The organism is Streptomyces colonosanans (assembly GCF_001866645.1).
Taxonomy (GTDB): domain Bacteria; phylum Actinomycetota; class Actinomycetes; order Streptomycetales; family Streptomycetaceae; genus Streptomyces; species Streptomyces colonosanans.
The window spans coordinates 202,176-222,737 of the sequence record NZ_MLYP01000058.1; the positions used below are offsets into that span (position 1 = coordinate 202,176).

General features: G+C 69.0%; 17 protein-coding genes and 2 pseudogenes. 8 read left to right on the forward strand and 11 right to left on the reverse strand.

The features are described 5' to 3' along the window. Window positions 1-37: 37 nt before the first annotated feature. Both BIV24_RS22445 and BIV24_RS22450 read right to left on the reverse strand, forming a co-directional pair. Window positions 38-1,864, reverse strand: a complete 1,827-nt coding sequence (locus BIV24_RS22445; RefSeq protein WP_071368195.1) for an AMP-dependent synthetase/ligase — start codon at window positions 1,862-1,864, stop codon at window positions 38-40. A 260-nt stretch (window positions 1,865-2,124) separates the two neighbouring features. Then, window positions 2,125-2,988 (reverse strand): LysR substrate-binding domain-containing protein, encoded by an 864-nt coding sequence (locus tag BIV24_RS22450; RefSeq protein WP_071368196.1) that lies wholly within the window; start codon window positions 2,986-2,988, stop codon window positions 2,125-2,127. A gap of 158 nt (window positions 2,989-3,146) precedes the next feature. Here BIV24_RS22450 and BIV24_RS22455 point away from each other — a divergent pair, with 158 nt between their 5' ends. Further along, window positions 3,147-4,160 carry a bile acid:sodium symporter family protein gene (locus BIV24_RS22455; RefSeq protein WP_071368197.1) on the forward strand — a complete coding sequence of 338 codons (1,014 nt, stop codon included), beginning with the start codon at window positions 3,147-3,149 and terminating at the stop codon, window positions 4,158-4,160. Between the two features lie 27 nt (window positions 4,161-4,187). Here the strand turns inward: BIV24_RS22455 and BIV24_RS22460 are convergent, their stop codons facing one another. Both BIV24_RS22460 and fdhD read right to left on the reverse strand, forming a co-directional pair. Further along, window positions 4,188-4,907, reverse strand: a complete 720-nt coding sequence (locus BIV24_RS22460) for an SDR family oxidoreductase (protein ID WP_071368198.1) — start codon at window positions 4,905-4,907, stop codon at window positions 4,188-4,190. A 145-nt stretch (window positions 4,908-5,052) separates the two neighbouring features. Then, window positions 5,053-5,901 (reverse strand): formate dehydrogenase accessory sulfurtransferase FdhD, encoded by an 849-nt coding sequence (fdhD, locus tag BIV24_RS22465; RefSeq protein ID WP_071368199.1) that lies wholly within the window; start codon window positions 5,899-5,901, stop codon window positions 5,053-5,055. 292 nt (window positions 5,902-6,193) lie between these two features. On the opposite strand from fdhD, the gene BIV24_RS22470 reads away from it, so the two are divergent. From BIV24_RS22470 to BIV24_RS22480, 3 genes and pseudogenes are all read left to right on the forward strand, one after another. Continuing rightward, the gene (locus tag BIV24_RS22470) at window positions 6,194-7,141 is read left to right on the forward strand and encodes a beta-ketoacyl-ACP synthase III (RefSeq protein WP_071368306.1); all 948 of its coding nucleotides are present in this window, start codon (window positions 6,194-6,196) and stop codon (window positions 7,139-7,141) included. Between the two features lie 132 nt (window positions 7,142-7,273). After that, window positions 7,274-8,080: an MBL fold metallo-hydrolase gene (locus BIV24_RS22475; protein WP_071368200.1), complete on the forward strand. Its 807-nt coding sequence runs from the start codon at window positions 7,274-7,276 to the stop codon at window positions 8,078-8,080. Between the two features lie 177 nt (window positions 8,081-8,257). Further along, a pseudogene (locus BIV24_RS22480) lies at window positions 8,258-9,094 on the forward strand (RNA repair domain-containing protein); the annotation flags it as partial. Between the two features lie 128 nt (window positions 9,095-9,222). Here BIV24_RS22480 and BIV24_RS22485 read toward each other — a convergent pair. Then, a complete protein-coding gene (locus BIV24_RS22485; RefSeq protein ID WP_071368202.1) occupies window positions 9,223-9,960 on the reverse strand; it encodes a sulfite exporter TauE/SafE family protein in 738 nt (245 codons plus the stop codon). 86 nt (window positions 9,961-10,046) lie between these two features. After that, window positions 10,047-10,787 (reverse strand): SDR family oxidoreductase, encoded by a 741-nt coding sequence (locus BIV24_RS22490; protein ID WP_071368203.1) that lies wholly within the window; start codon window positions 10,785-10,787, stop codon window positions 10,047-10,049. A gap of 884 nt (window positions 10,788-11,671) precedes the next feature. On the opposite strand from BIV24_RS22490, the gene BIV24_RS36115 reads away from it, so the two are divergent. Continuing rightward, on the forward strand, window positions 11,672-12,307 hold the full coding sequence (locus BIV24_RS36115; RefSeq protein ID WP_281247764.1) for a CatB-related O-acetyltransferase: 636 nt from the start codon (window positions 11,672-11,674) through the stop codon (window positions 12,305-12,307). Between the two features lie 116 nt (window positions 12,308-12,423). Beyond that, a pseudogene (locus tag BIV24_RS33515) lies at window positions 12,424-12,549 on the forward strand (transposase); the annotation flags it as partial. Window positions 12,550-12,551: 2 nt separating this feature from the next. Here BIV24_RS33515 and aspS read toward each other — a convergent pair. Next, window positions 12,552-13,862: an aspartate--tRNA(Asn) ligase gene (gene aspS, locus BIV24_RS22500; RefSeq protein ID WP_071368205.1), complete on the reverse strand. Its 1,311-nt coding sequence runs from the start codon at window positions 13,860-13,862 to the stop codon at window positions 12,552-12,554. Between the two features lie 239 nt (window positions 13,863-14,101). Here aspS and BIV24_RS36120 point away from each other — a divergent pair, with 239 nt between their 5' ends. Together BIV24_RS36120 and BIV24_RS22510 are read left to right on the forward strand one after the other, a co-directional pair. Continuing rightward, window positions 14,102-14,233: a hypothetical protein gene (locus tag BIV24_RS36120; RefSeq protein WP_281247765.1), complete on the forward strand. Its 132-nt coding sequence runs from the start codon at window positions 14,102-14,104 to the stop codon at window positions 14,231-14,233. 150 nt (window positions 14,234-14,383) lie between these two features. Beyond that, window positions 14,384-16,417 carry a phosphocholine-specific phospholipase C gene (locus tag BIV24_RS22510; protein ID WP_071368207.1) on the forward strand — a complete coding sequence of 678 codons (2,034 nt, stop codon included), beginning with the start codon at window positions 14,384-14,386 and terminating at the stop codon, window positions 16,415-16,417. A 244-nt stretch (window positions 16,418-16,661) separates the two neighbouring features. Here BIV24_RS22510 and BIV24_RS22515 read toward each other — a convergent pair whose 3' ends face one another. The 4 genes from BIV24_RS22515 to BIV24_RS22530 are packed head-to-tail and all read right to left on the reverse strand — an operon-like array spanning window position 16,662 to window position 20,509. Continuing rightward, entirely contained in the window at window positions 16,662-17,222 is a 561-nt protein-coding gene (locus tag BIV24_RS22515; protein WP_071368208.1) for an RBBP9/YdeN family alpha/beta hydrolase, read from the reverse strand. Next, the gene (locus BIV24_RS22520; RefSeq protein ID WP_071368209.1) at window positions 17,219-18,550 is read right to left on the reverse strand and encodes an MFS transporter; all 1,332 of its coding nucleotides are present in this window, start codon (window positions 18,548-18,550) and stop codon (window positions 17,219-17,221) included. The genes BIV24_RS22515 and BIV24_RS22520 overlap by 4 nt, the downstream gene beginning before the upstream one ends. Before the next feature lie 30 nt (window positions 18,551-18,580). Beyond that, window positions 18,581-19,498, reverse strand: a complete 918-nt coding sequence (locus BIV24_RS22525) for a TauD/TfdA dioxygenase family protein (protein ID WP_071368210.1) — start codon at window positions 19,496-19,498, stop codon at window positions 18,581-18,583. A 39-nt stretch (window positions 19,499-19,537) separates the two neighbouring features. Continuing rightward, window positions 19,538-20,509 carry a quinone oxidoreductase family protein gene (locus BIV24_RS22530; RefSeq protein WP_071368211.1) on the reverse strand — a complete coding sequence of 324 codons (972 nt, stop codon included), beginning with the start codon at window positions 20,507-20,509 and terminating at the stop codon, window positions 19,538-19,540. Between the last annotated feature and the right edge of the window lie 53 nt (window positions 20,510-20,562).

Sequence of the window (20,562 nt, forward strand, 5' to 3'; positions counted from 1 at the left end):
ATGCCCGGCCTGCGACAAGACGCGGCGTGCGCCGGGCTCACGCCTGGTACAGCGCCTCCACCTCGTTCGCGTACGCGTTCTCGATCGCCCTGCGCTTCAGCTTCAGCGACGGGGTGAGCAGGCCGTGTTCCTCGGTGAACTGGTGCGCAAGGATCCGGAAGGTGCGGATCGACTCGGCCTTCGAGACCAGGGTGTTCGCGGAGATCACCGCGCGCCGCACCTCCGTCTCCAGGTCGAAGTCGCACACCAGCTGCTCCGGGGGCAGCCGTGGCTTGCCGCGCATCTGCAGCCAGTGCTCCACGGCCTCGGTGTCGAGCGTGATCAGCGCGGCCACGTAGGGGCGGTCGTTGCCGACGACGATGCACTGCGCGACCAGCGGGTGGTCCCGCACGCGCTCCTCCAGCGGCCCCGGTGACATGCTCTTGCCGCCGGAGGTCACCAGGATCTCCTTCTTGCGGCCGGTGATCGTCAGATAGCCGTCCTCGTCGAGTGAGCCGAGGTCGCCGGTGGCGAGCCAGCCGTCGTGCAGGGTCTCGTCGGTGGCCTTGGCGTTGTTGAGGTAGCCCTGGAAGACATTGCCGCCGTGCAGCCAGATCTCGCCGTCGTCCGCGATATGCACGGTCGTGCCGGGGATGGCCTGTCCGACCGTGCCGTACCTGGTGCGCTCGGGCGGGTTCGCGGTCGCGGCCGCTGTCGACTCCGTCAGCCCGTACCCTTCGTAGACCTGTACGCCGGCGCCCGCGAAGAACAGCCCGAGCCGGCGGTCCATCGCCGAGCCGCCCGACATCGCGTGCCGCACCCGGCCGCCCATCGCGGCGCGGATCTTGGCGTACACCACCTTGTCGAAGAACTGGTGCTGCATGCGCAGGCCCGCCGAGGGGCCGGGTCCGATGCCCCACGCTTTCGCCTCGAGCGCGTCCGCGTACGCGACGGCGACCTCGACCGCCTTCTCGAACGGGCCGGAGCGGCCCTCCTTCTCGGCCTTGCGGCGGGCCGCGTTGAAGACCTTCTCGAAGATGTACGGCACCGCGAGGAAGAACGTCGGCCGGAACGCGGCCAGGTCGGGCAGCAGCGCCTCGGCGTTCAGCTGTGGCTGGTGGCCGAAGCTGACCCTGCCGCGGATGGCCGCGACCTGCACCATCCGCCCGAAGACATGGGCCAGCGGCAGGAACAGCAGCGTGGCCGCCTCGCTGCCCCTCTTGGTGTGGAAGACCGGCTCCCAGCGCGCGATGACCGTGTCGGCCTCGAACATGAAGTTGCCGTGGGACACCACACAGCCCTTGGGGCGGCCGGTGGTGCCGGATGTGTAGATGACCGTCGCCGTCGACTCGGGGGTGACCGCGCGCCGGTGCCGGTGGACCACCTCGTCGTCGATGTGCGCGCCCGTGTCGTACAACTGCTGGAGGGCGCCCGCGTCCAGCTGCCACAGCCGGCGCAGCTGCGGCAGCCGGTCGATGACCGTGGCGACCGTCATCGCATGGTCCTCGTGCTCCACCATCGCGGCCGTCGCCTGCGCGTCGTGCAGCATCCAGAAGACCTGCTCGGCCGACGAGGTGGGGTAGACGGGCACCACTTGGGCGCCGATCGTCCACAGCGCGTAGTCGAAGAGCGTCCACTCGTAGCGGGTACGGCACATGATGGCGACCCGGTCCCCGAACCGGATTCCGTCCGCCAGCAGGCCCTTGGCGAGCGCCAGGACCTCGTCGCGGAACTCGGCGGCGGTCACGTCACGCCACCGGCCCTGCTCGTCCTTGCGGCCGAGGGCGACACGGAGCGGATCTTCCTGGGCATAATCGAAGACGGTGTCGGCCAGACCGCCCACTGGTGGCGCCGATGTCATCGGAGGGTTGGTGAACTCGCGCAATCCCCGCTCCTAGTGGTGCTCCGCACAGCGCGGTGAAAGCTACCCCACCGCAGGGCCGAGCGGGAGGGGGCGGAATTCCGGCGGTTTTCCGTATACGCACAGGTCAGCCGGGGGAAAATGCCCGCACATAGGGAAGGGCTGGACAGAATTCCTCGCGGTCCCGTAGGTGCCGGACCGCAATCTCCACGGAATCTGTACGACGCGCTTACGGCACCGCACGTACTGCTCGACGGGGTGGTGGCCGACCACCGGCGCAGGCCCTAACGCCGGTACAGCCGGTCCCCGCCCGCCAGGATCGCCGCCGCCAGGGCCCGGGCCGCGCCCTGCGCCGGGCCCGGACGGTGGCCCTGGACCAGGACGAAGTCGGTCTCGCCCAGCTCGGGCAGGCCGGCGCGCTCGGGGATCCGTACCAGGCCGGGCGGGATCAAGCCCCGGGAATGGGCCATCACGCCGAGCCCGGCCCGGGCCGCCGCGAGCAGGCCGTTGAGGCTGCCACTGGTGCACACGATGCGCCAGGCGCGGCCCTGCTCCTCCAGGGCCTCCAGGGCGCGGGCGCGCGTGATGCCCGGCGGGGGGTAGACGATCAGCGGAACCGGGCGGTCGGGGGCGAGGCGCAACCGCTCGGCGCCGATCCACACCAGCCTGTCGCGCCAGACCAGTTCGCCGCGCGGGTCCTGGGGGCGCCGCTTGGCCAGCACCAGGTCGAGCCTGCCGGCGGTGAGCTGTTCGTGCAGGGTGCCCGACAGCTCGACCGTCAGCTCCAGGTCCACCTCGGGGTGGTCGTGGCGGAAGCCCTCCAGGATCTCCGGCAGCCGGGTCAGCACGAAGTCCTCCGAGGCTCCGAACCGCAGCCTGCCCCGCAGCCGCGTCCCGGTGAAGTACGCCGTCGCCTGCTCGTGCACCTGAAGGATCCGGCGGGCGAAACCGAGCATCGCCTCGCCGTCCTCCGTCAGCTCGACGGAGTGGGTGTCCCGCAGGAAGAGCTGCCGTCCCGTCGCGTCCTCCAGACGGCGCACATGCTGGCTGACGGTCGACTGGCGCAGTCCGAGGCGCCGGGCGGCCTGCGTGAAGCTGAGTGTCTGGGCCACCGCCAGGAACGTACGCAGGTGGGGCGGGTCGTACACACCTACAGGCTATCGCGATACGCGATGACAGTCAGAGCGGTATGGCGGATTCCCGATCGCTCGCGGCAGGAGACGATGAGGAGGGCACGACCGTGCCCGGCACCGGACGTACAGCGAAGTAGTGGAGCACAGTGAATCGCCTGCAATGGCCGCGTTGGATGCCCGTAGACCCGTACATCCTCCTGCTGCTGGGGGCCGTGGGACTTGCGGCCCTCCTCCCGGCGCGGGGAACGGCCGCCGACGTCGCGTCGGGCGCCTCCACGGCGGCGATCGCCTTCCTCTTCTTCCTGTACGGGGCCCGGCTCTCCACCCATGAGGCCCTGGCCGGGCTCAGGCACTGGCGACTTCATGTCACCGTGCTGGCCTGCACGTTCGTGGCCTTCCCCGTGCTGGGCATCGCGACCCGCGGACTGGTGCCGGTGCTTCTGACGCACGACCTCCACACCGGACTGCTCTTCCTCACTCTCGTCCCGTCGACCATCCAGTCGTCGATCGCCTTCACCTCGATCGCCCGTGGCAATGTGCCCGCCGCGATCTGCGCGGGCTCCTTCTCCTCCCTCGCCGGCATCGTCATCACGCCGCTGCTCGCAGCGGTGCTGCTCGGCAACAGCGGCGGTGGGTTCTCCGCGGACTCACTCGTCAAGATCGTGCTGCAGTTGCTGGTGCCGTTCCTGGCGGGGCAGGCGCTGCGCCGGTGGATCGGCGGGTTCGTCACGCGGCACCGGAAGGTGCTCGGGCTCGTCGACCGCGGCTCGATCCTGATCGTCGTCTACACCGCGTTCAGTGAGGGCATGGTGCAGGGCATCTGGCACCAGGTGAGCCCGCCGCGGCTCGGCGGCCTGCTCGTCGTCGAAGCGGCGCTGCTTGCCGTGATGCTCGCCCTGACCTGGTACGGAAGCCGGGCCCTGGGCTTCGACCGGGGGGACCGGATCGCGATCCAGTTCGCCGGGTCGAAGAAGTCCCTCGCCTCCGGACTGCCCATGGCGAGCGTCCTGTTCGGCACGCACGCCGCCCTCGCCGTGCTCCCCCTGATGCTCTTCCACCAGATGCAGCTCATGGTCTGCGCGGTGATCGCCAAGCGCCGCTCCCACGACGCGGAGGCGTCGCCGACCGGCCCGGAGCAGACAGCGGCGTCACGCGCCGCTGCCGGTACGGAGACACGTTCGGGCTGAGGTGTCGCACCGTCTGCGGCTGACGGTTCAGACCAGCAGGCCGCCGCCGTCCACGACCACCACCGAGCCGGTGCTGAAGCCGCCGCGCATCAGATACAGGTACGCCTCCGCGACATCGTCCGGCGTGCCCACCCGGCCCATGGGGAGCGAGGCGGCGGCGGACTCGTAGTGCCGGTTCCGGTCCGCCTCGGGCAGGTCTCGCCACAGCTCGGTGCGGACCACGCCGGGCGAGACCACGTTGACCCGCAGCGGGGCGAGTTCCAGGGCCAGGGCCCGGGTGAGCGACTCCATAGCCCCGCACAGGCTCGCGCCGACGCTCGTGCCCGGCTTCGGCCGATGGCCCGCGATCCCCGTGGTCAGTACGACGGATCCGCCCTTCCGGATCAGGGGCGCGCCGTATTTGACGGCCGCGTACGCGCCCCACAGCCGGGTGTCCAGGAACCGCCTGGCCCGCGTCAGGTCCGACTCCGCGAGGCTCTCCAGCAGCGGTGACTCGCCAGCCGTGTAGACCAGATGGTCGAAGTTGCCGAGCCGCTCGAAGAAGCCGCGCACCGCGGTCTCGTCGGTGGCGTCCAGGGCGTGCCCCTCGGCGCCCTGCGGCAATCGCTTGAGCGCCGCGTCGACGCTCTCCTGTCGGCGGGAGGCCACGACCACCTCCGCGCCCTCCCGCGCGGCGGCCTCCGCGACCCCGAGTCCGATGCCCGACGTGCCGCCGATGATGACGGTCCGTTGTCCCTGCAGGCCCATGCCTTGTCCCTTTCGCGCCAGTGTGAGGGGATCCAGCCTGCGCCTGCGGACGCCCTCTGGTCCACTACCTTCTCCGGCCGCGGCGCCACCCCGGAGGGCTCCCGCTCCCGCTGATCCCGACGGTCGTACCGCAGAGGGGGCCCGGTCAGCCCTGGGGGGCCGTGGCCCGCAGGGCGATGCGGTGCTCGCCCGCGTACACGTTCATGGAGCTGCCCCGCAGGAAGCCCACCAGGGTCAGGCCCGTCTCGGCGGCCAGATCCACCGCGAGCGAGGAGGGCGCGGAGACCGCGGCCAGTACCGGGATGCCCGCCATCACGGCCTTCTGCGCCAGTTCGAAGGAGGCCCGGCCCGAGACCAGCAGGACCGTGCGGGACAGCGGCAGGTCGCCGCTTTGCAGGGCGCGGCCGACGAGTTTGTCGACCGCGTTGTGCCGGCCCACGTCCTCGCGGATGTCGAGCAGCTCCCCGTCCTCGGAGAACAGGGCCGCCGCGTGCAGGCCCCCGGTCCGGTCGAACACCCGCTGAGCCGCGCGCAGTCGGTCGGGGAGGCCGGCGAGCAGCTCCGGCGACACCTGCAGCGGGGGAGTGTCCGCGATCGGCCAACGCGCCGTCGTGCGGACCGCGTCCAGGCTCGCCTTGCCGCACAGGCCGCACGAGGACGTGGTGTAGACGTTTCGCTCCAGTGTGATGTCCGGGAGCACCACGCCGGGCGCGGTTCTCACGTCCACCACGTTGTAGGTGTTGGAGCCCTCGGCTGTGGCGCCCGCGCAGTACACGATGTTCTGCAGGTCCGAGGCGGCGCCCAGAACGCCCTCGCTCACCAGGAAGCCCGCGGCGAGTGCGAAGTCGTCGCCGGGCGTGCGCATGGTGATCGCGAGCGGTTTGCCGTTCAGCCGGATCTCCAGCGGCTCCTCGGCGACCAGTGTGTCCGGGCGGGACGAGACGGCCCCGTCCCGGATACGGATCACCTTGCGTCGTTCCGTGACTCGTCCCATGTGTGATCAGCCCCGGTTCTGTGCGTGCTGGCAGCCGAAATGGCCCTTGATGCGAAGATTGCCGTAGGGCACCGGGTCGCGGCGCGGCGAGGTGACCTACGCGGTCTCATTGTCCTGCACCGGCAGAGTGAGATCGCGGCCCGCGTCGCGGGAGGCGCACGCCGGACACCCGGGGTGAGGGAAGCCGACAACACGCACACCCTATTCCTGTTGATTGTCATGCCGTCGTACCCATGAGTCACTTATCAGACTGGTGGAACCCGACACGCACGGCAACGAGGGGGAACCACCCATGAACGGCTCACGCATCGCCGCAGTCGGCCACTACCAGCCCGCCAAGGTGCTCACCAACGAGGAGCTGGCGGACATGGTCGACACCAGCGACGAGTGGATCAGGAGCCGGGTGGGCATCCGCACGCGCCACATCGCCGGGCCCGACGAGCCCGTCGACGAACTGGCCGCGCACGCCGCCGCCAAGGCGCTCGCGGCGGCGGGCCTGGCGCCCGGCGACATCGACCTGGTCGTGGTCGCCACCAGCACGGCCGTCGACCGCTCGCCGAACATGGCCGCCCGTGTCGCCGCCCGGCTCGGCATCCCGCAGCCCGCGGCGATGGACGTCAACGTCGTCTGTGCCGGTTTCACGCACGCGCTCGCCACCGCCGACCACGCGGTGCGTGCGGGCGCCTCGTCGCGGGCGCTCGTCATCGGAGCCGACAAGATGTCCGATATCACGGACTGGACCGACCGCACGACCTGCGTCCTGGTCGGGGACGGTGCCGGGGCCGCTGTCGTCGAGGCATGCCCGCCCGGTGAAGAGCCCGGGATCGGGCCCGTGTTGTGGGGCTCGGTACCCGGGATGGGGCACGCGGTGCGCATCGAGGGCATGCCGCCGCGGTTCGCGCAGGAAGGGCAGAGCGTGTACCGGTGGGCGACGACCCAGCTGCCGCCCATCGCGCGCCAGGTCTGCGAGCGGGCCGGGATCGCGCCCGAGGACCTCGACGCGGTGGTGCTTCACCAGGCGAACCTGCGCATCGTCGAGCCGCTCGCCGCGAAGCTCGGCGCCGTGAACGCAGTCGTCGCCCGCGATGTCGCCGAGTCCGGGAACACCTCGGCGGCGAGCGTCCCGCTCGCGCTCTCCAAGCTCGTGGAGCGCGGCGAGATCTCGACCGGCGACCGTGTGCTGCTCTTCGGGTTCGGCGGCAACCTGTCGTACGCGGGGCAGGTCGTCCGCTGCCCGTAGTGCTGCGACCGGAAGGGTTCACCGGCTCGCGACTCCCGGCAGGGCACCTCACCCCGTCGTCTTCAAGCAACGGGACTGTTCCGAGGAGAAGTTGTCAATACCCGTGGATCACGCGTTCTGTAGACTCGCCGGATGGTCAGCGATCTTCTGCGTCTCACTGTCCTGGGGTGTGCCACGCCCTATGCGAGCGTGGACAATCCGTGCTCCGGCTATCTGGTGTCCAGCGGCGAAACCCGGGTCTGGGTGGACGCGGGAAGCGGCACTTTGGCGGAGCTGCAGCGGCATGTCCGGCTCGATGAGGTGGATGCGATCTGGATCTCGCACCTGCACGCCGATCACAGCGCGGACCTGCTCACCGCCTACTACGCGGCGCTTTTCGCGGACGTTCAACTCGCCGCGCCCATCCCTCTGTTCGGGCCGCCGGGCATCGCTGACCGGCTGGCCCACTTCCTGACCAACACCTCGACGCGCAGCCCGGTCGAGTCCGCCTTCACCGTCCATGAGCTGTATGACGGGCATCAGACGCACGTCGGCGCAATCACGTTGACGAGCCGGGCAGTGGAACACGGCATCCCGGCCTTCGCCGTGCGCATCGAGGCCGAAGGCCGGTCGCTGGTCTACTCCGGGGACACAGCGCCGTGTGCGAACCTCACGCAGCTGGCCAACGGGTGCGACGTGCTGCTGTGCGAGGCCGAGAGCGCCCAGGCGCCGGCCGAGGGCGTGCAGGTACACCACACGCCCGAAGACACCGGCGACACGGCCGACGCGGCCCGGGCAGGCCGATTGATCGTCACCCACGTCGGCCGATTCCTCACCCCACAGCAGGCGGTGGCACGCGCCTCGACCCGGTTCAACGGTCCCGTCGACCACGCGGCGCCCGGTGCCACCTTCTCGATCGGCCCAGGGCTGTCCGGCTGCTCCGTCCTGGACGGCGGTTGAGTGTCCGTCCCGCTGGCCTGCCCCTTGGTCGCCGACGCCAGGGTTGCCGGGGTGCCACGCCCCGGCACCGTCACGCATCGTGCCTGATGCGTCGCGGTGCGAGCGGAACAACCGTCGAGGACGGGGTGGGCGGCACCCTGGAAGAAGAGAAGGTGTGAAGGCGGGGGAGGAGGCGAGATGCGAACCAGCGACGAGATCTATCACCGGGTCCGCTGGGATCCGCGGTTCGACCCGGCCCGCTTCGTGTTGGGGATCAGCCTGCGCGGGGGTGCCTTCGAACGCATCCCGCTGTCTTCCTTCGTGCCCGGGGGTGACATCCCGTGGCACCGGGTGGTGTTCATCGAGGCGGACGGCGAGGTGGTCTGGGACCGGGCCACGGGCGTGGACCGCATCGACGCGTCCGGCGCCGGCCGGGTGCGGGACCCACAAGTAGACCTGAGTTTCGACACGAGCTCCGGCAGGAGCGAGCCCGTCGGTGTCCTTGACGTGTCCCCGACGGCCCGCACGGCGGTGGCCTGGATCCCGCCCGCGGAGCTGTGGCCGCCGATCCAGGACATCCGCCGGGATTACGATCCACAGATCCACCGGTGGCCGCCGCACGTCAATGTGCTCTTCGGCTTCGTGCCGGAGTCCGACTTCGAACGGGCTGCCCCGCTGCTCGCCGTGGCGACGGCCGGGACGCCGGTCTTCACCGTCCGGCTGGACGGGGTGCGCACCTTCCGGCACAGGGCGTACTTCACCGTGTGGCTCGACCCGACGGCGGCCGGCGAGGCGCCGTGGGCGGACCTGCACCGCGCACTGCAGCAGCGGTTCCCGCGCTGCCGTGGGCCCGCCAAGAACTTCACCCCACATCTGTCCCTGGGCCGGACCCGGGATCCGCGGCGAGTCACCGCCGACTGTGCCACCCGGCTCGACGCCATGACGGCGACAGTCTGGGAACTTGTCCTGCTCTCACGCAGGGGCGACGGGCCGATGCGGCCACGGGCCACGGTCGCCCTGCGATCGGGCGAGGTCCGCCGGCTGCCCTCGCTCGGCCTCGAAGCGCCGGGTCCGGAGGACACGGCTTGGCTCTCCGCGATCACCGACAGGTGAGGCCATAGTCAGGTGAGGCAAAGCGCCCGGAGCCGCGACAGTCCCAGGCGCTAAAGCCCCTGGAGCTTCCACAGCCCCTTCGTGAGGGCCGATATCCCACCGGACAGTGCAAGCAGGAGCACGAGACGACGAGCGTGTCCGTCCGGCACTCGACCCGCCAGCACTTTTCCGATCGTGGCACCTGCCGTCATGGCGAGAACGACCAATCCCCAGACCGACGGGTTGAGCCGCGGCATGCCGTTTGCCGCAAGGGACAACGCGTTCACCACTACCCCGTACAGCTGTGCGTTGGGGACGAACTCCCGCACGGTCCAGCCCGCATTCACGGCGTACAAGGACAACGGTGGACCGCCCACTGCGGCCGACGAGTTCATGAAGCCACCCACGGCCCCCGCCGCCACAGCTCCCCAGGCGCCACGCAGCGCGGGAATGCGCAGTCCACGCATCACCAACAGAACCGCCGCACTCACCAGTGCCCCTACGCCGATCAACAGCACCGACTCGGGTAGCTGTGCGGCCGTCCAGGTCCCGGCCGGTACGGTGCACGCTGCCGCGGCGATCAACGGCATCATTGCCAGCAGGCGTATGTTTCTCCAGCCTTCGGCAATGCCGACCACGCTGATGGCGCCGGCCGCGCAGTTGGCCAACGCCACCCCCGTTCCGGGGCCGAGGACCAGGATCAATGCCGGTACCGCGACGAGCGCGAACCCCATGCCGGTGAGCCACTGCACCGACGCACCTGCCAGGACGATGACGCACAGCAGAACTTCGGCCGGCCAGCCAGTCACCGGCGACTCCCCACACAATTCTCCGTTGGTAACTCAGCACGACTACCCGAGTCCAACCTCCGTAGTCCAACCTCCGTAAAGACTGTTCAGGCAAGACCGCCGTTGCTGAACAGGACCTGGCCATTGACCCAGCGGGCCGGTCCCGCGAGGAAGGCAACCGTCTCGGCGATGTCCTCGGGAAGCCCCAGACGTGCGAGTGGCACGGCCTTGGCGAGGTTGTCGATGACTGCCTCGTCCTTACCGTCGAGAAACAGCGAAGTGGCGATGGGGCCGGGGGCGACGGCGTTGACAGTGATGTCCTTGCCGCGCAGCTCGCGAGCGAGGACCAGGGTGATGGCCTCGACGGCCGCCTTGCTCGCCACGTACGCGCCGTATGCGGGGAACTGTGTGCGGGTCAGCGAGGTGGAGAAGTTGACGATCGTCCCACCGGCGCGGAGCCGTCGGGCAGCCTGCTGGTCGACGACGAACGTGCCGCGGATGTTCGTGCGATGGATCTGGTCGAGGTCATTCAGGTTCAGGGTCGCAATCTGGCCGGGCCGCATGATGCCGGCGGCGTGCACCGTGACGTCGATGCCGCCGAAGGCGGCTTCGACGGCGTCGAAGGCGACGGCCATCGCATGCTCGTCGGCGACGTCGCCGCCAACGGCGATCGCCCGGCCGCCGCCCGAGGTGATCTCGTCGACCAAGCGGTCGGCCATGTCCTTGTTGCTGACGTAGTGCACGCCAAGAGCCAGGCCGTCCTTGGCGAGCCTCCTGACGACCGCGCGGCCGATGCCGCCGGACCCGCCGGTCACCAGGCCGACCCGAGGGGAAGGATTTGGGCTCATGAAATTTTTCTCCCTCGATGTTGTGTGAGGTTATTGAGTGGCGGTTTGAATCTCGAATTCACCTGAATGCAACAAATGAATTCGGTGATGGTAACGCGTTATCCGATGAAATCCTTCCAGGGCTCCTTGCCTATGCCGAAGATTTTCAGCGGGATGACATCCGTCTCCTCGTCAATTTCGTCGTCGCAGGCCGGAGGTCGGCTCGGGCGGCGGAGGGGCTCCGGCCGTTGCCAAGACTGGCTGATGGCCTGGGTCTGGACGGTGACCTTCGGCCACTGTGATGGTCAAAAGTCCGTTTGGCCGGTCGTTCCGCCTTCTTCGCGCAGGTCACGGACCATGCGATCCCACGTCAGCTCGCCGAACGGGTGAGCTGTGGTGGACAGTGGGCGCCGGGGAACGGGGGCCACTTCCCGGCGCGGTGGTCGCGGAGCCAGGTGATCCAGATGTCAGGCGTGGACATGCGATGAGCACCGAGTTGATGACTCCGGTCGGACCACGCACGGTGCGGCCGGTCGATGCACATCCGGCCGTTCCAAGGGCACTGTATGGAGCATCTGGCGGCAGTGGAAGCGTCAGCGACCGAAGTTCACGAGGATGTGTCGGCCAACTGACCGTTCAGCCGCTTCTTTGGAGTGAAAGGGAAGGAGAAGGGCGCGTGTCTGCGGGGGATGTGGATATTCCTTACCTGCACCTGGCCGTTGAGAGCCGCCGCGTGGGCTGGTGTGGACTTTCGAACCGGTGTCGGCCGGGAACGGGGAATATGCGGTGCGCAGGCCGTTGGGATTCCTGCCCACCGGGGAGAAACTCCGTCCGCTTCTACCCGAGAGTAAACAACCATGTCGAATGAGCGTCATTGGTCGAGGCCACAGTACCTTCATGAAGCCGTGACCAACCCCAACATCCACGTGCGAGGCACCCACAGCTATTACAGCCACGCCTGGTCCGGCGACTTCGAGCAGTCCGTGGTGCGCTACCTCCACGGAGATGAATACAGCCGAACGGGTTGGGAACCCGCCTGGTCCATTGACCAGCTGCACATCGGAGACTACGTGTGCATCGGGGCCGAAGCCGTACTCCTCATGGGCGGCAACCACATCCATCGCACAGACTGGTTCAGCCTCTACCCCTTCCGTGACGTTCGCGTCAGGGCTTACCTGGGCAAGGGCGACACCGTGATCAAGGACGGCGTCTGGATCGGCATGCGGGCCATGATCATGCCTGGCGTAACACTCGGTGAGGGTGCCGTCATCGCTGCGCAAAGTGTGGTCACACGTGATGTGCCGCCCTATACCGTTGTGGCCGGCGCTCCGGCCAGGGAAGTCCGTAAACGCTTCACCCCGGAGGTCATCGACAGGCTCCTGGCGCTGGGGATCTACCAGTGGAGCGACGAGAAGTTCGACGCTCTGCGGCCGGTGATCTGCGGATCCGGCATCGATGCCCTCGAGGAGGCGTCCCAGGAATGGGACGCCGCGATTCCGACAACCGGCCGTCATACAGCAGGGGTCTTGAGCCGGGGCTGACGCGGAATCCATCCGCTTATCGCTCAGCAGGCTTGACCGGTCTTACAACGGCTGACCTCGATCTTGCATGACAGTCCGCCGCCGGAGTCGGCGTAACGTTTCGTGTTCTGTGGCTGATGGCGGGCAGGTCATGTGGCCGGTGGCGGGACCACCGGCAGGTGATCGACGGGATTCTGCACCGGGTGCGGACCGGAGTGCAGTGGCGTGACCTGCCGGCACGGTTCGGGCCGTGGAAGCCGGTCGGCTACGGGGTGAGCCGGTTGGGTCCGCGGAAGAGGAAGGTGGCCTCGCGGATCGACTCCAGACCGAGCATCGCCATCAGCACCCGTCCGAGGCCCAGGCCCAGGCCGCCGTGCGGCGGGCAGCCGTACCGGAAGGCGTTCAGGTAGTCCTGCATCGGCTCTGGGCTCATGCCCTTCTCGGCGGCCTGCTTCAGCAGCACGTCGTAGCGGTGCTCGCGCTGCGCGCCGGTGGTGACCTCCAGCCCCTTCCACAGCAGGTCGAAGCTCAGGGTCACGCTCGGGTCGTCGGCCGGCCGCATGTGGTAGAAGGGCCGGGTGCCGACCGGGTAGTGCGTGATGAACACGAACTCGTGGCCGGTGGCCTGCTGGATGTGGGCGTTGATGCTCCGCTCGCCCTCCGGGTCCAGGTCCTCCTTGATGCCCTCCGGGTCCCAGCCGCCCTTGCGCAGGATGTCGTGCGCCTCGGTCATGGTGATGCGGGGGAAGGGCGTCGTGGGGACGGTGATCTCCACGTCGAACTGCTCCCGGACGGCCTCGCCGTGGGCGTCCGCGACCTTGGCGATCGCGTAGGCGAGTATGTGCTCCTCGAACGCCATGACGTCCTCGACGCCGTCGATCCAGGCCAGCTCGACGTCGACGCCGGTGAACTCGGTGGCGTGCCGGGAGGTGAACGACGGCTCGGCACGGAAGACGGGACCGATCTCGAAGACCTTCTCGACGCCGGCCGAGATCGCCATCTGCTTGTAGAACTGCGGCGACTGCGCCAGGTAGGCGCTGCGGCCGAAGTAAACGAGCTTGAAGACCTCCGCGCCGGACTCCGAGGCGGTGCCCATGAGCTTGGGGGTGTGCATCTCCGTGGCGCCCTGCGCGTAGGCGTACTCGCGCATCCCCTGCTCCAGGGTGGTCTGCACGGCGAACATCAGTTGGGCTGCGGGACGGCGGCGCACGTCCAGGAAGCGCCAGTCCAGCCGGTGCTCGATCCCTGTGTGCACGTCGATCGGCAGCGGTGTGGCGGCCGGGTTCAGGACCTCGACAGCCTCTGGGACGAGTTCCAGGCCGCCGAGCTTGACCTGGGGAGCATCCACGACGCGCCCGGTGATCTTGATGGCGGACTCGGGGGTGAGGGCTTGGAGCTGGGCCTCCAGCGGTCCGCCGTCACGTTTGTGGGTGACCTGCACCGGGCCGGTGCCGTCCCGCACGATGACGAACTGCATTTTGCCCTGCAGGCGGAGAGCGCTCACCCACCCACAGACGGTGACGGTACGGCCGACGTGTTCTCGTAGGTCGCAGACGTGTACGCGGCTTTGGATCATTGCGGTCCTCCGAAGGACATCGTCATGATCCCTTGGGAGTGCGGGTGAGAAGGGCAACTCGCGGTACCACCGCACTTTCGCCGCCACCAGGTGGCGGCCTCATTCGGGCCCGGCGACGGGGCCCGGCCGGCGGGGCATTGGGCCAGAAGGGGCCTTTCCTCCCCGCGCTCGGGCGGCGGCGCAGGCGGGCGACCAGCGCCACCACCTTCAATGCTCTCTCTCAGAGCGCGAAGTTCGCCATGCGCTACCTCCAGTGCCCTGCGAAGCTCGGCCATGTCCTCGCGATGCTCGTCGAGAGGAAGGCCGAGGAGGCCGGCCATGCCACTGTGGCGGTGGTCGGACGCCACTGGACCTTTGGCCGGGACGCTTGAGCGTTTACGTTTCGGCTGGTTCTCGTACTGCCGCGCGACACCTGCTGTCACTACCGTCCCCGCCGAACCAGTCAACGGGTCGAGAAGGCCCCAACGTTCGGAGGTCCCGTGTCCCCGTCCTCGTCTCCGGAACTGTCGCGCAGGCGCCTCATGGCCATCGGCGGGGGCGCGCTCGGCGCCGCCGCCGTCGCGTCCTTCCTGCCGCCGTCGCTGCAGCAGGCGCTCGCCGCGCAGGCCGAGGCAGGGGCGCCGCCGAAGGGCGGGCTCGCCGCCGTCGAACACGTCGTGATCCTGATGCAGGAGAACCGGTCCTTCGACCATTACTTCGGTACCCTGCGGGGCGTGCGCGGCTTCGGCGACCGCAATGCGATCCGGCTGCCCAGTGGCAACAGCGTCTTCGAACAGCCGGGCGTGCTGCGCACCGTCATGCCGTTCCCGGTGCGCGAGGCCGCCGCGATGCAGAAGAAGGACCTCCAGTACATCGGCGCCCTCGACCACTCCTGGTCCGGCGGCGCCAAGGCCTGGCACGACGGCTGGCACGACGGGTGGATCACCGCCAAGACCGCGGCCACCATGGCGTACTACACGCGCGAGGACATCCCGCTGCACTACGAGCTCGCCGACACGTTCACCGTGTGCGACGCCTACCACTCCTCCATCCACTCCTCGACCAGCCCCAACCGCAACCATCTTTGGAGTGGCAAGACCGGCTACGAGGCGAACGGCAACCGGGCCGTCGGCAACGACGCGTACGACGAAGGCACGCACCCCGGCTATGACTGGGGCACGTACGCCGAGCGCCTGGAGAACGCGGGCGTGAGCTGGCGGACGTACACCGAATGGGAGAACTTCACCGACAACCAGATCGAGTTCTTCACCACGTTCAAGGCCATTGCCAAGAAGGTGCTCACCGAAGCCGGAACCGGCCTGACCTACATGGAGGCCTTCTACGCCAAGGTGCGCGACGCCGGCAGCGAGAGCCAACGGACCGAACTGCTCGCCGCTCTGGAGAAGGGTGTCGCGACCCTGAGCAAGAGCGAGCGGTCGCTGTTCGAGCGGGCGCTGCGCCGTGTGCCCACCGGCACGCTCGCCGAGACGTTCGCGAAGGACGTCGCCGCCGGGAAGCTGCCACAGGTGTCCTACCTCGTGCCGTCCGCCGTCGACTCCGAGCACCCCTCGGTCTCCTCGCCGATCCACAGCGCGACCATCGTGTACAAGGTGCTCGACGCGCTCGCCTCGCACCCCGAGGTGTGGAGGAAGACCGCCGTCTTCATCAACTACGACGAGAACGACGGGTTTTTCGACCATGTTCCGCCGCCGGTGCCGGGCACGGACAACACCGATGAGCGGTGGAAGGGGCAGCCCACCGGGCTCGGCGTGCGGGTGCCGATGCTCGTCGTCTCGCCGTGGACCGTCGGCGGGTACGTCTGCTCGGAGGTCTTTGATCACACCTCCGTGATCCGGTTCCTTGAGCAGTGGACCGGTGTGCGCGAGCCCAACATCAGCGCCTGGCGCCGCCAGGTCACCGGCGATCTGACCGGCGCCTTCGACTTCCGGCACACCGCACGGCAGCCCGAGGTGGAACAGCCCGGCGTCATACCGCAGTTCAGTGGCCGCTGGGCCCCGCAGCCGCCCGCGAACCAGTCGATGCCCGAGCAGGAGACCGGCACCCGGCCCGCGCGCCCGCTGCCCTACCAGCCCGACGCCCACACGGTCGTGCGCGACGGGAAGCTGACGCTCAGCCTTGCCAACACCGGCCGCTCCAGTGCTCACTTCGCGCTCTACCCGTACGCGGCGGAGTACGCGACACCCCAGCACTACGACGTCGTCAGCGAGGCCGCCGTGACCGTGCCGGTGCGCGACGGGGTGTACGACTTCGTGGTCACCGGGCCCAACGGGTTCCGGCGCGAGTTCCAGGGGCGTACGGACTTCGGCGTCGACGTCACCACGACGGTGGACGCCCGTACGCGGCTGCTGCGGATCGGGCTGCACAACACGGGGAACACGGCACGGACGTTCACCGTGGACAAGCGCACGGTCGTCGTACGGCCCGGCCGGACCGTGACCGTGGTGCACGACACGAACGAGGCGCACGGCTGGTACGACACCGAGGTCACCTGCGAGGACTTCCGCAGGCGGCTCATGGGGCACGTCGAGAACGGGCGGCCCAGCGTATCCGGGTGAGCGGTGCCGGCTGACGCGTCGGTGTCCCGCCCGCACCCGTCGTGGTGGACGCGGGCGGGCTGCCACGTCGGTCGGCCGTTTCAGCGCCTGCGCCTGCCGAGAATGTCATCCATGCAGCTCAGGGGCTCGCAGCAGCACTGCGCGCGGTCGGCAGCCGCAGAGTGCACGGCTCCCTCCCTTCGACGAGGACGGGAGGGAGCGCGACGGCAGGCGTCGTGCATCAGGCGGGTTTCTCGGACGAAGCTCAGCCGAACTCGCGGATGAGTTCCTCGGCTCGAGGCCATTCGCCGTAGCCGGACGCAGGGTTGAGGTGTCCGACAGGGCCGAGGTTTTCCAGGCGGCTGCCCCATGCCCGGGCGAGACCGGTGACACGCTCGAAGCCGGCCAAGGGGTCGTTCGTGCCGGCCGCGACGATGCTGGGGAAAGGCAGGGGTGTCCGCGGCGCGGGCGTCCAGCCGTTCTCTCGCAGGGCTTCCGGCGTGGGGTAGCCCTCCGGCAGCGGGGTGTCGAAGTCCGGCGGCGCAGCCAACAGCGCCCCCTTGACCGAACGCTGGTGGCGTTGCGCCCAGTGCACGGTGGTCATCACCCCGGCACTGTGGGCGACCAACACAACCGGGCCGGAGAGGTCCGACAGCACCTCGTCCAAGGCGGCAACCTGGGCGTCGCAGCTCAGCCTGCCCGTCGCCAGCGGCGGAACCGTACGGGAGTCTTCGATCTTGTTGCCGAGGATGGTCTGCCAGTGGTCCGGCATGTGATCGCGTAGTCCAGGGACGATCACGACCGTCGGCGACGCGGTGAGGCTCATGACTGCAACTCCGGGGTCTTGAGGGCCAGGTCGGGGAACAGCCCCAGGCGGCGCAGATCCTTTTCGTAGGAGAACTTGCCGATGGTGAACGCCACGCTGCCCGCGAGCGCGACAAGCGGGACCACCTGCAGTGCGCCGAGCAGACCCATGCGGTCCGCGAGTACGCCTGTCACTGCGGGTCCCGGGGCAAGCCCGAGCAGGCTGTTGGCCAGGGTGAGCGTGGCCATGGCCGTCGCCGCGATGGCGGCAGGGGTCAGATTCGCCACCATGGCGGCCGCCGGTCCGGCGGTACCGGCGGCCACCAGGGTCCCGGTGGCAATCAGCGCGAGCTGCAGCGGGCCGGCCGGCAGGTGGAATCCGGTCATCAGCAGCACCAGCGACCCGAGACTGCAGGCGATCGCAACGGTCCACTTCCGGATCCCGGCCCGCCGGCTGAGGCGGTCCGCGACGACCCCGCACAGGATCATGCCGGTGCCGCTGATCAGCGCAAAGCACCCGGCACCCAGACCGGCCTTCGCGGGGGCCATGGAGTAGTAGCGGTTGAGGAAGCTGGGCATCCAGGCCAGCAGGGCCATCGCGATGAACATCTGCGTTCCGCTGCCGATGTAGGCGCAGATGACGGAGACCGAGGAGAACAGCCGCGGTAGCAGGGTCCGGACGGGAGCGCCTTCACCAGACGCGCTGCTGTGCTTGCTGGAGGCCGGCCCGAGCCTCTTCTCGGTGACCACGAGGCTGTACACCATGGCCAGCAGCAGGCCGAAGATCCCCATGACGGCGAACGCCCAGCGCCAGCCGTATGCCTGGGCCAAGACGCCGCCGACCGACACACCCAGCACGGAACCGAACGACCCTCCCGCCATGAACGCGCCGGCGAGCGTGGCCCGCAGACGGACGGGGAAGACGCTGAGGACGACCGCGATACCGACGCTGCCGTAGGCCGCCTCTCCGACGCCTACCATGAACCGGCCCAGGAACATCTGGCCGTAGCCGGCGGAAACGGCGCACCCCAGGGTCGCCAGGCTCCACACCATTGCGGCGATGACCAGGCTCTTGATCCTGCCCCAGCGGTCCGCCAGGAGCGACAGGGGGAAGGTCAGCACACCGACCATCAGGGCCACGATGCCGCTCAGCGACCCCAACTGGGCGTCGGAGAGCAGCCATTGTGCCTTCAGCAGGGGAAAGACCGCGTTGAGGACCTGCCGCGACATGTAGTCGGACAGCAGGAGCCCGAAACTCAGGGCGAACACCAGCCAGGCGTAGCTGCGGGGTACGGCTGGTTCGTCGGGAGACATGGCCGGCACCGTAGTGCCGGTCGTGTGCAGTCCCATGGGCGTCACCTTTCCGTCGCTGCTCAAGGCTCAGAAGGGTCTGTCGCCGACGATTCCGGCACGCTCCATCTTGCGGACGGCGGGCCAGTAGTCCTGGACGGCGTAGTGCTGTGTGGAGCGGTTGTCCCAGATGGCGACGCTGTTCTTCTGCCAGCGCCAGCGCACCTGGTACTCGGGGACGGCCGCTTGGCTGATCAGGTACGCCAGCAGGTTGCCCGCCCCGGGGGCGTAGTCCTGGCCGAAGCGCACGTTCTCGGGCGTGTGGTAGTTGACGAAGTGCGTGGTGAAGGCATTGACGAAGAGGATCTTCTCGTCGGTCTCCGGGTGGGTACGGACCACCGGGTGTTCCGGGTCCTTGAACTGGGCCTTCAATTGGTGGCGCCGCTCCATCGGCATGACGGCGCCGAAGGTCGCCTCGATGCTGTGCCGTGCGCGCAGGCCGGCGATCTGCGTCTTGATGTGATCGGGCAGTCTGCGGTAGGCCTCGGCCATGTTGACCCAGATCGTGTCACCGCCCACCTCGGGCGTCTCCACGCAGCGCAGCACCGCTCCCATGGGAGGGCATTCACGCCAGGTCCCGTCGCAGTGGAGCGCGTTCTCGTAGTGCTCGGGATTGCTGTTCAGGTCCTTGTAGATGCGGACCAGCCCCGGGTGGTCCGGGTCGCTGCCGACCACCGGGTGGTCCTCCAACGGGCCGAGGCGGGAGGCGAAGGCGACGTGCTCGGCGCGGGTGATGTCCTGGTTGCGCAGGAACAGGACCTTGTACTGCAGGAGCAGATTCTTGATCTCGGAGAACAGGTCGTCGTCGCGCGCGGCGTCGCCGAGGTTCACGCCGAAGAGTTCGGCACCGATGGTGCAGGTCAGCGGCTCAACCCTGATCGAGGTGCGAAGGACACCAGGGCGCACCGGGGCGGGCGTGTCTTCCCTCGGGCGGATGGTCTGGGGCATGGTGCTCACTCCTGGGATGACTGAGGGGGCACGGCGTGCTCAGAGGACGAAGACGGAAGATCCCGTAGTTCGTCCCGCTTCCATGTCGCGGTGTGCCTGTACCGCGTCCTGGAGGGCGTAGCGCTGATTGATCTCGATCGTGATGCGGCCGGACGCGACATGTCCGAACAGCTCGCCCGCCAGGGAGTCCCGTTCGGCCGGTTCGGCGATGTAGTCCGCCAGCGCGGGCCGGGTCACGAACAGCGAGCCGTGGACGGCCAGCTGCATGGCGTCGAGCGGCGGGACCCCGGAGGCCGTGCCGAAGCACACCAGCAGGCCGCGGCGCTGCAGCGAGGCCATGGATCCGGCGACGGTGTCCTTGCCGATGCTGTCGAAGACGACCGGGACACCCTTGCCGCCGGTCAGCTCACGCACGCGCTCGGCCACGTCCTCGCGCCGGTAGTAAATGATGTGGTCGCAGCCATGGGCCCGGGCGACCTCGGCTTTCTCCTTGCTGGAGACCGTGCCGATCACGGTGAGGCCGAGCAGTTTTGCCCACTGGGAGAAGATCAGGCCGACGCCGCCGGCCGCTGCGTGGAGCAGCACGGTGTCGCCGGACTTCAGTGGGTGGATTCGGCGCAGCAGGTAGGCCGAGGTGAGACCGCGCATGGTCATCGCCGCGGCGGTCTCGCAGCTGATCTCCTCCGGCAGCTTGATCAGCGAGTCCGCGGGCATGACCCGCTCCGTGCTGTAAGCGCCCAGTGGGCTGCCGGTGTAGGTCACTCGGTCGCCCTCGGCGACGTGCTGCACGCCCTCGCCCACGGCCTCGATCACACCGGAAGCCTCGACGCCGAGGCCTGCGGGCAGCGGGGCCGGGTACAGGCCGGTGCGGAAGTAGGTGTCAGCGAAGTTGAGTCCGACGGCAACGTGCCGGATGCGTACCTCGCCCGGGCCCGGGTCGCCGACGGTGACCTCTTCCCACCGCAGGACGTCGGGGCCGCCGGTTTCGTGGAAGCGAATGGCGTGTGCCATGGGTTGCTCCGTTTGCTCGTGTGCGGCGTGGCGGTCGCGGACCGTCTCCGGTC

Excerpts from the sequence above, each read along its gene's own strand:
- fdhD (WP_071368199.1), bottom strand. The coding sequence starts at position 5,901 with ATGGGACGAGTCACGGAACGACGCAAGGTGATCCGTATCCGGGACGGG.
- BIV24_RS36120 (WP_281247765.1), top strand. The coding sequence starts at position 14,102 with ATGCGCTACCTCCAGTGCCCTGCGAAGCTCGGCCATGTCCTCGCGATG.
- BIV24_RS22455 (WP_071368197.1), top strand. The coding sequence starts at position 3,147 with ATGCCCGTAGACCCGTACATCCTCCTGCTGCTGGGGGCCGTGGGACTT.
- BIV24_RS22470 (WP_071368306.1), top strand. The coding sequence starts at position 6,194 with ATGAACGGCTCACGCATCGCCGCAGTCGGCCACTACCAGCCCGCCAAG.
- BIV24_RS22460 (WP_071368198.1), bottom strand. The coding sequence starts at position 4,907 with ATGGGCCTGCAGGGACAACGGACCGTCATCATCGGCGGCACGTCGGGC.
- BIV24_RS22475 (WP_071368200.1), top strand. The coding sequence starts at position 7,274 with ATGGTCAGCGATCTTCTGCGTCTCACTGTCCTGGGGTGTGCCACGCCC.
- BIV24_RS22525 (WP_071368210.1), bottom strand. The coding sequence starts at position 19,498 with ATGCCCCAGACCATCCGCCCGAGGGAAGACACGCCCGCCCCGGTGCGC.
- BIV24_RS22515 (WP_071368208.1), bottom strand. The coding sequence starts at position 17,222 with ATGAGCCTCACCGCGTCGCCGACGGTCGTGATCGTCCCTGGACTACGC.
- aspS (WP_071368205.1), bottom strand. The coding sequence starts at position 13,862 with ATGATCCAAAGCCGCGTACACGTCTGCGACCTACGAGAACACGTCGGC.
- BIV24_RS22490 (WP_071368203.1), bottom strand. The coding sequence starts at position 10,787 with ATGAGCCCAAATCCTTCCCCTCGGGTCGGCCTGGTGACCGGCGGGTCC.
- BIV24_RS22510 (WP_071368207.1), top strand. The coding sequence starts at position 14,384 with ATGGCCATCGGCGGGGGCGCGCTCGGCGCCGCCGCCGTCGCGTCCTTC.
- BIV24_RS22520 (WP_071368209.1), bottom strand. The coding sequence starts at position 18,550 with ATGGGACTGCACACGACCGGCACTACGGTGCCGGCCATGTCTCCCGAC.
- BIV24_RS22530 (WP_071368211.1), bottom strand. The coding sequence starts at position 20,509 with ATGGCACACGCCATTCGCTTCCACGAAACCGGCGGCCCCGACGTCCTG.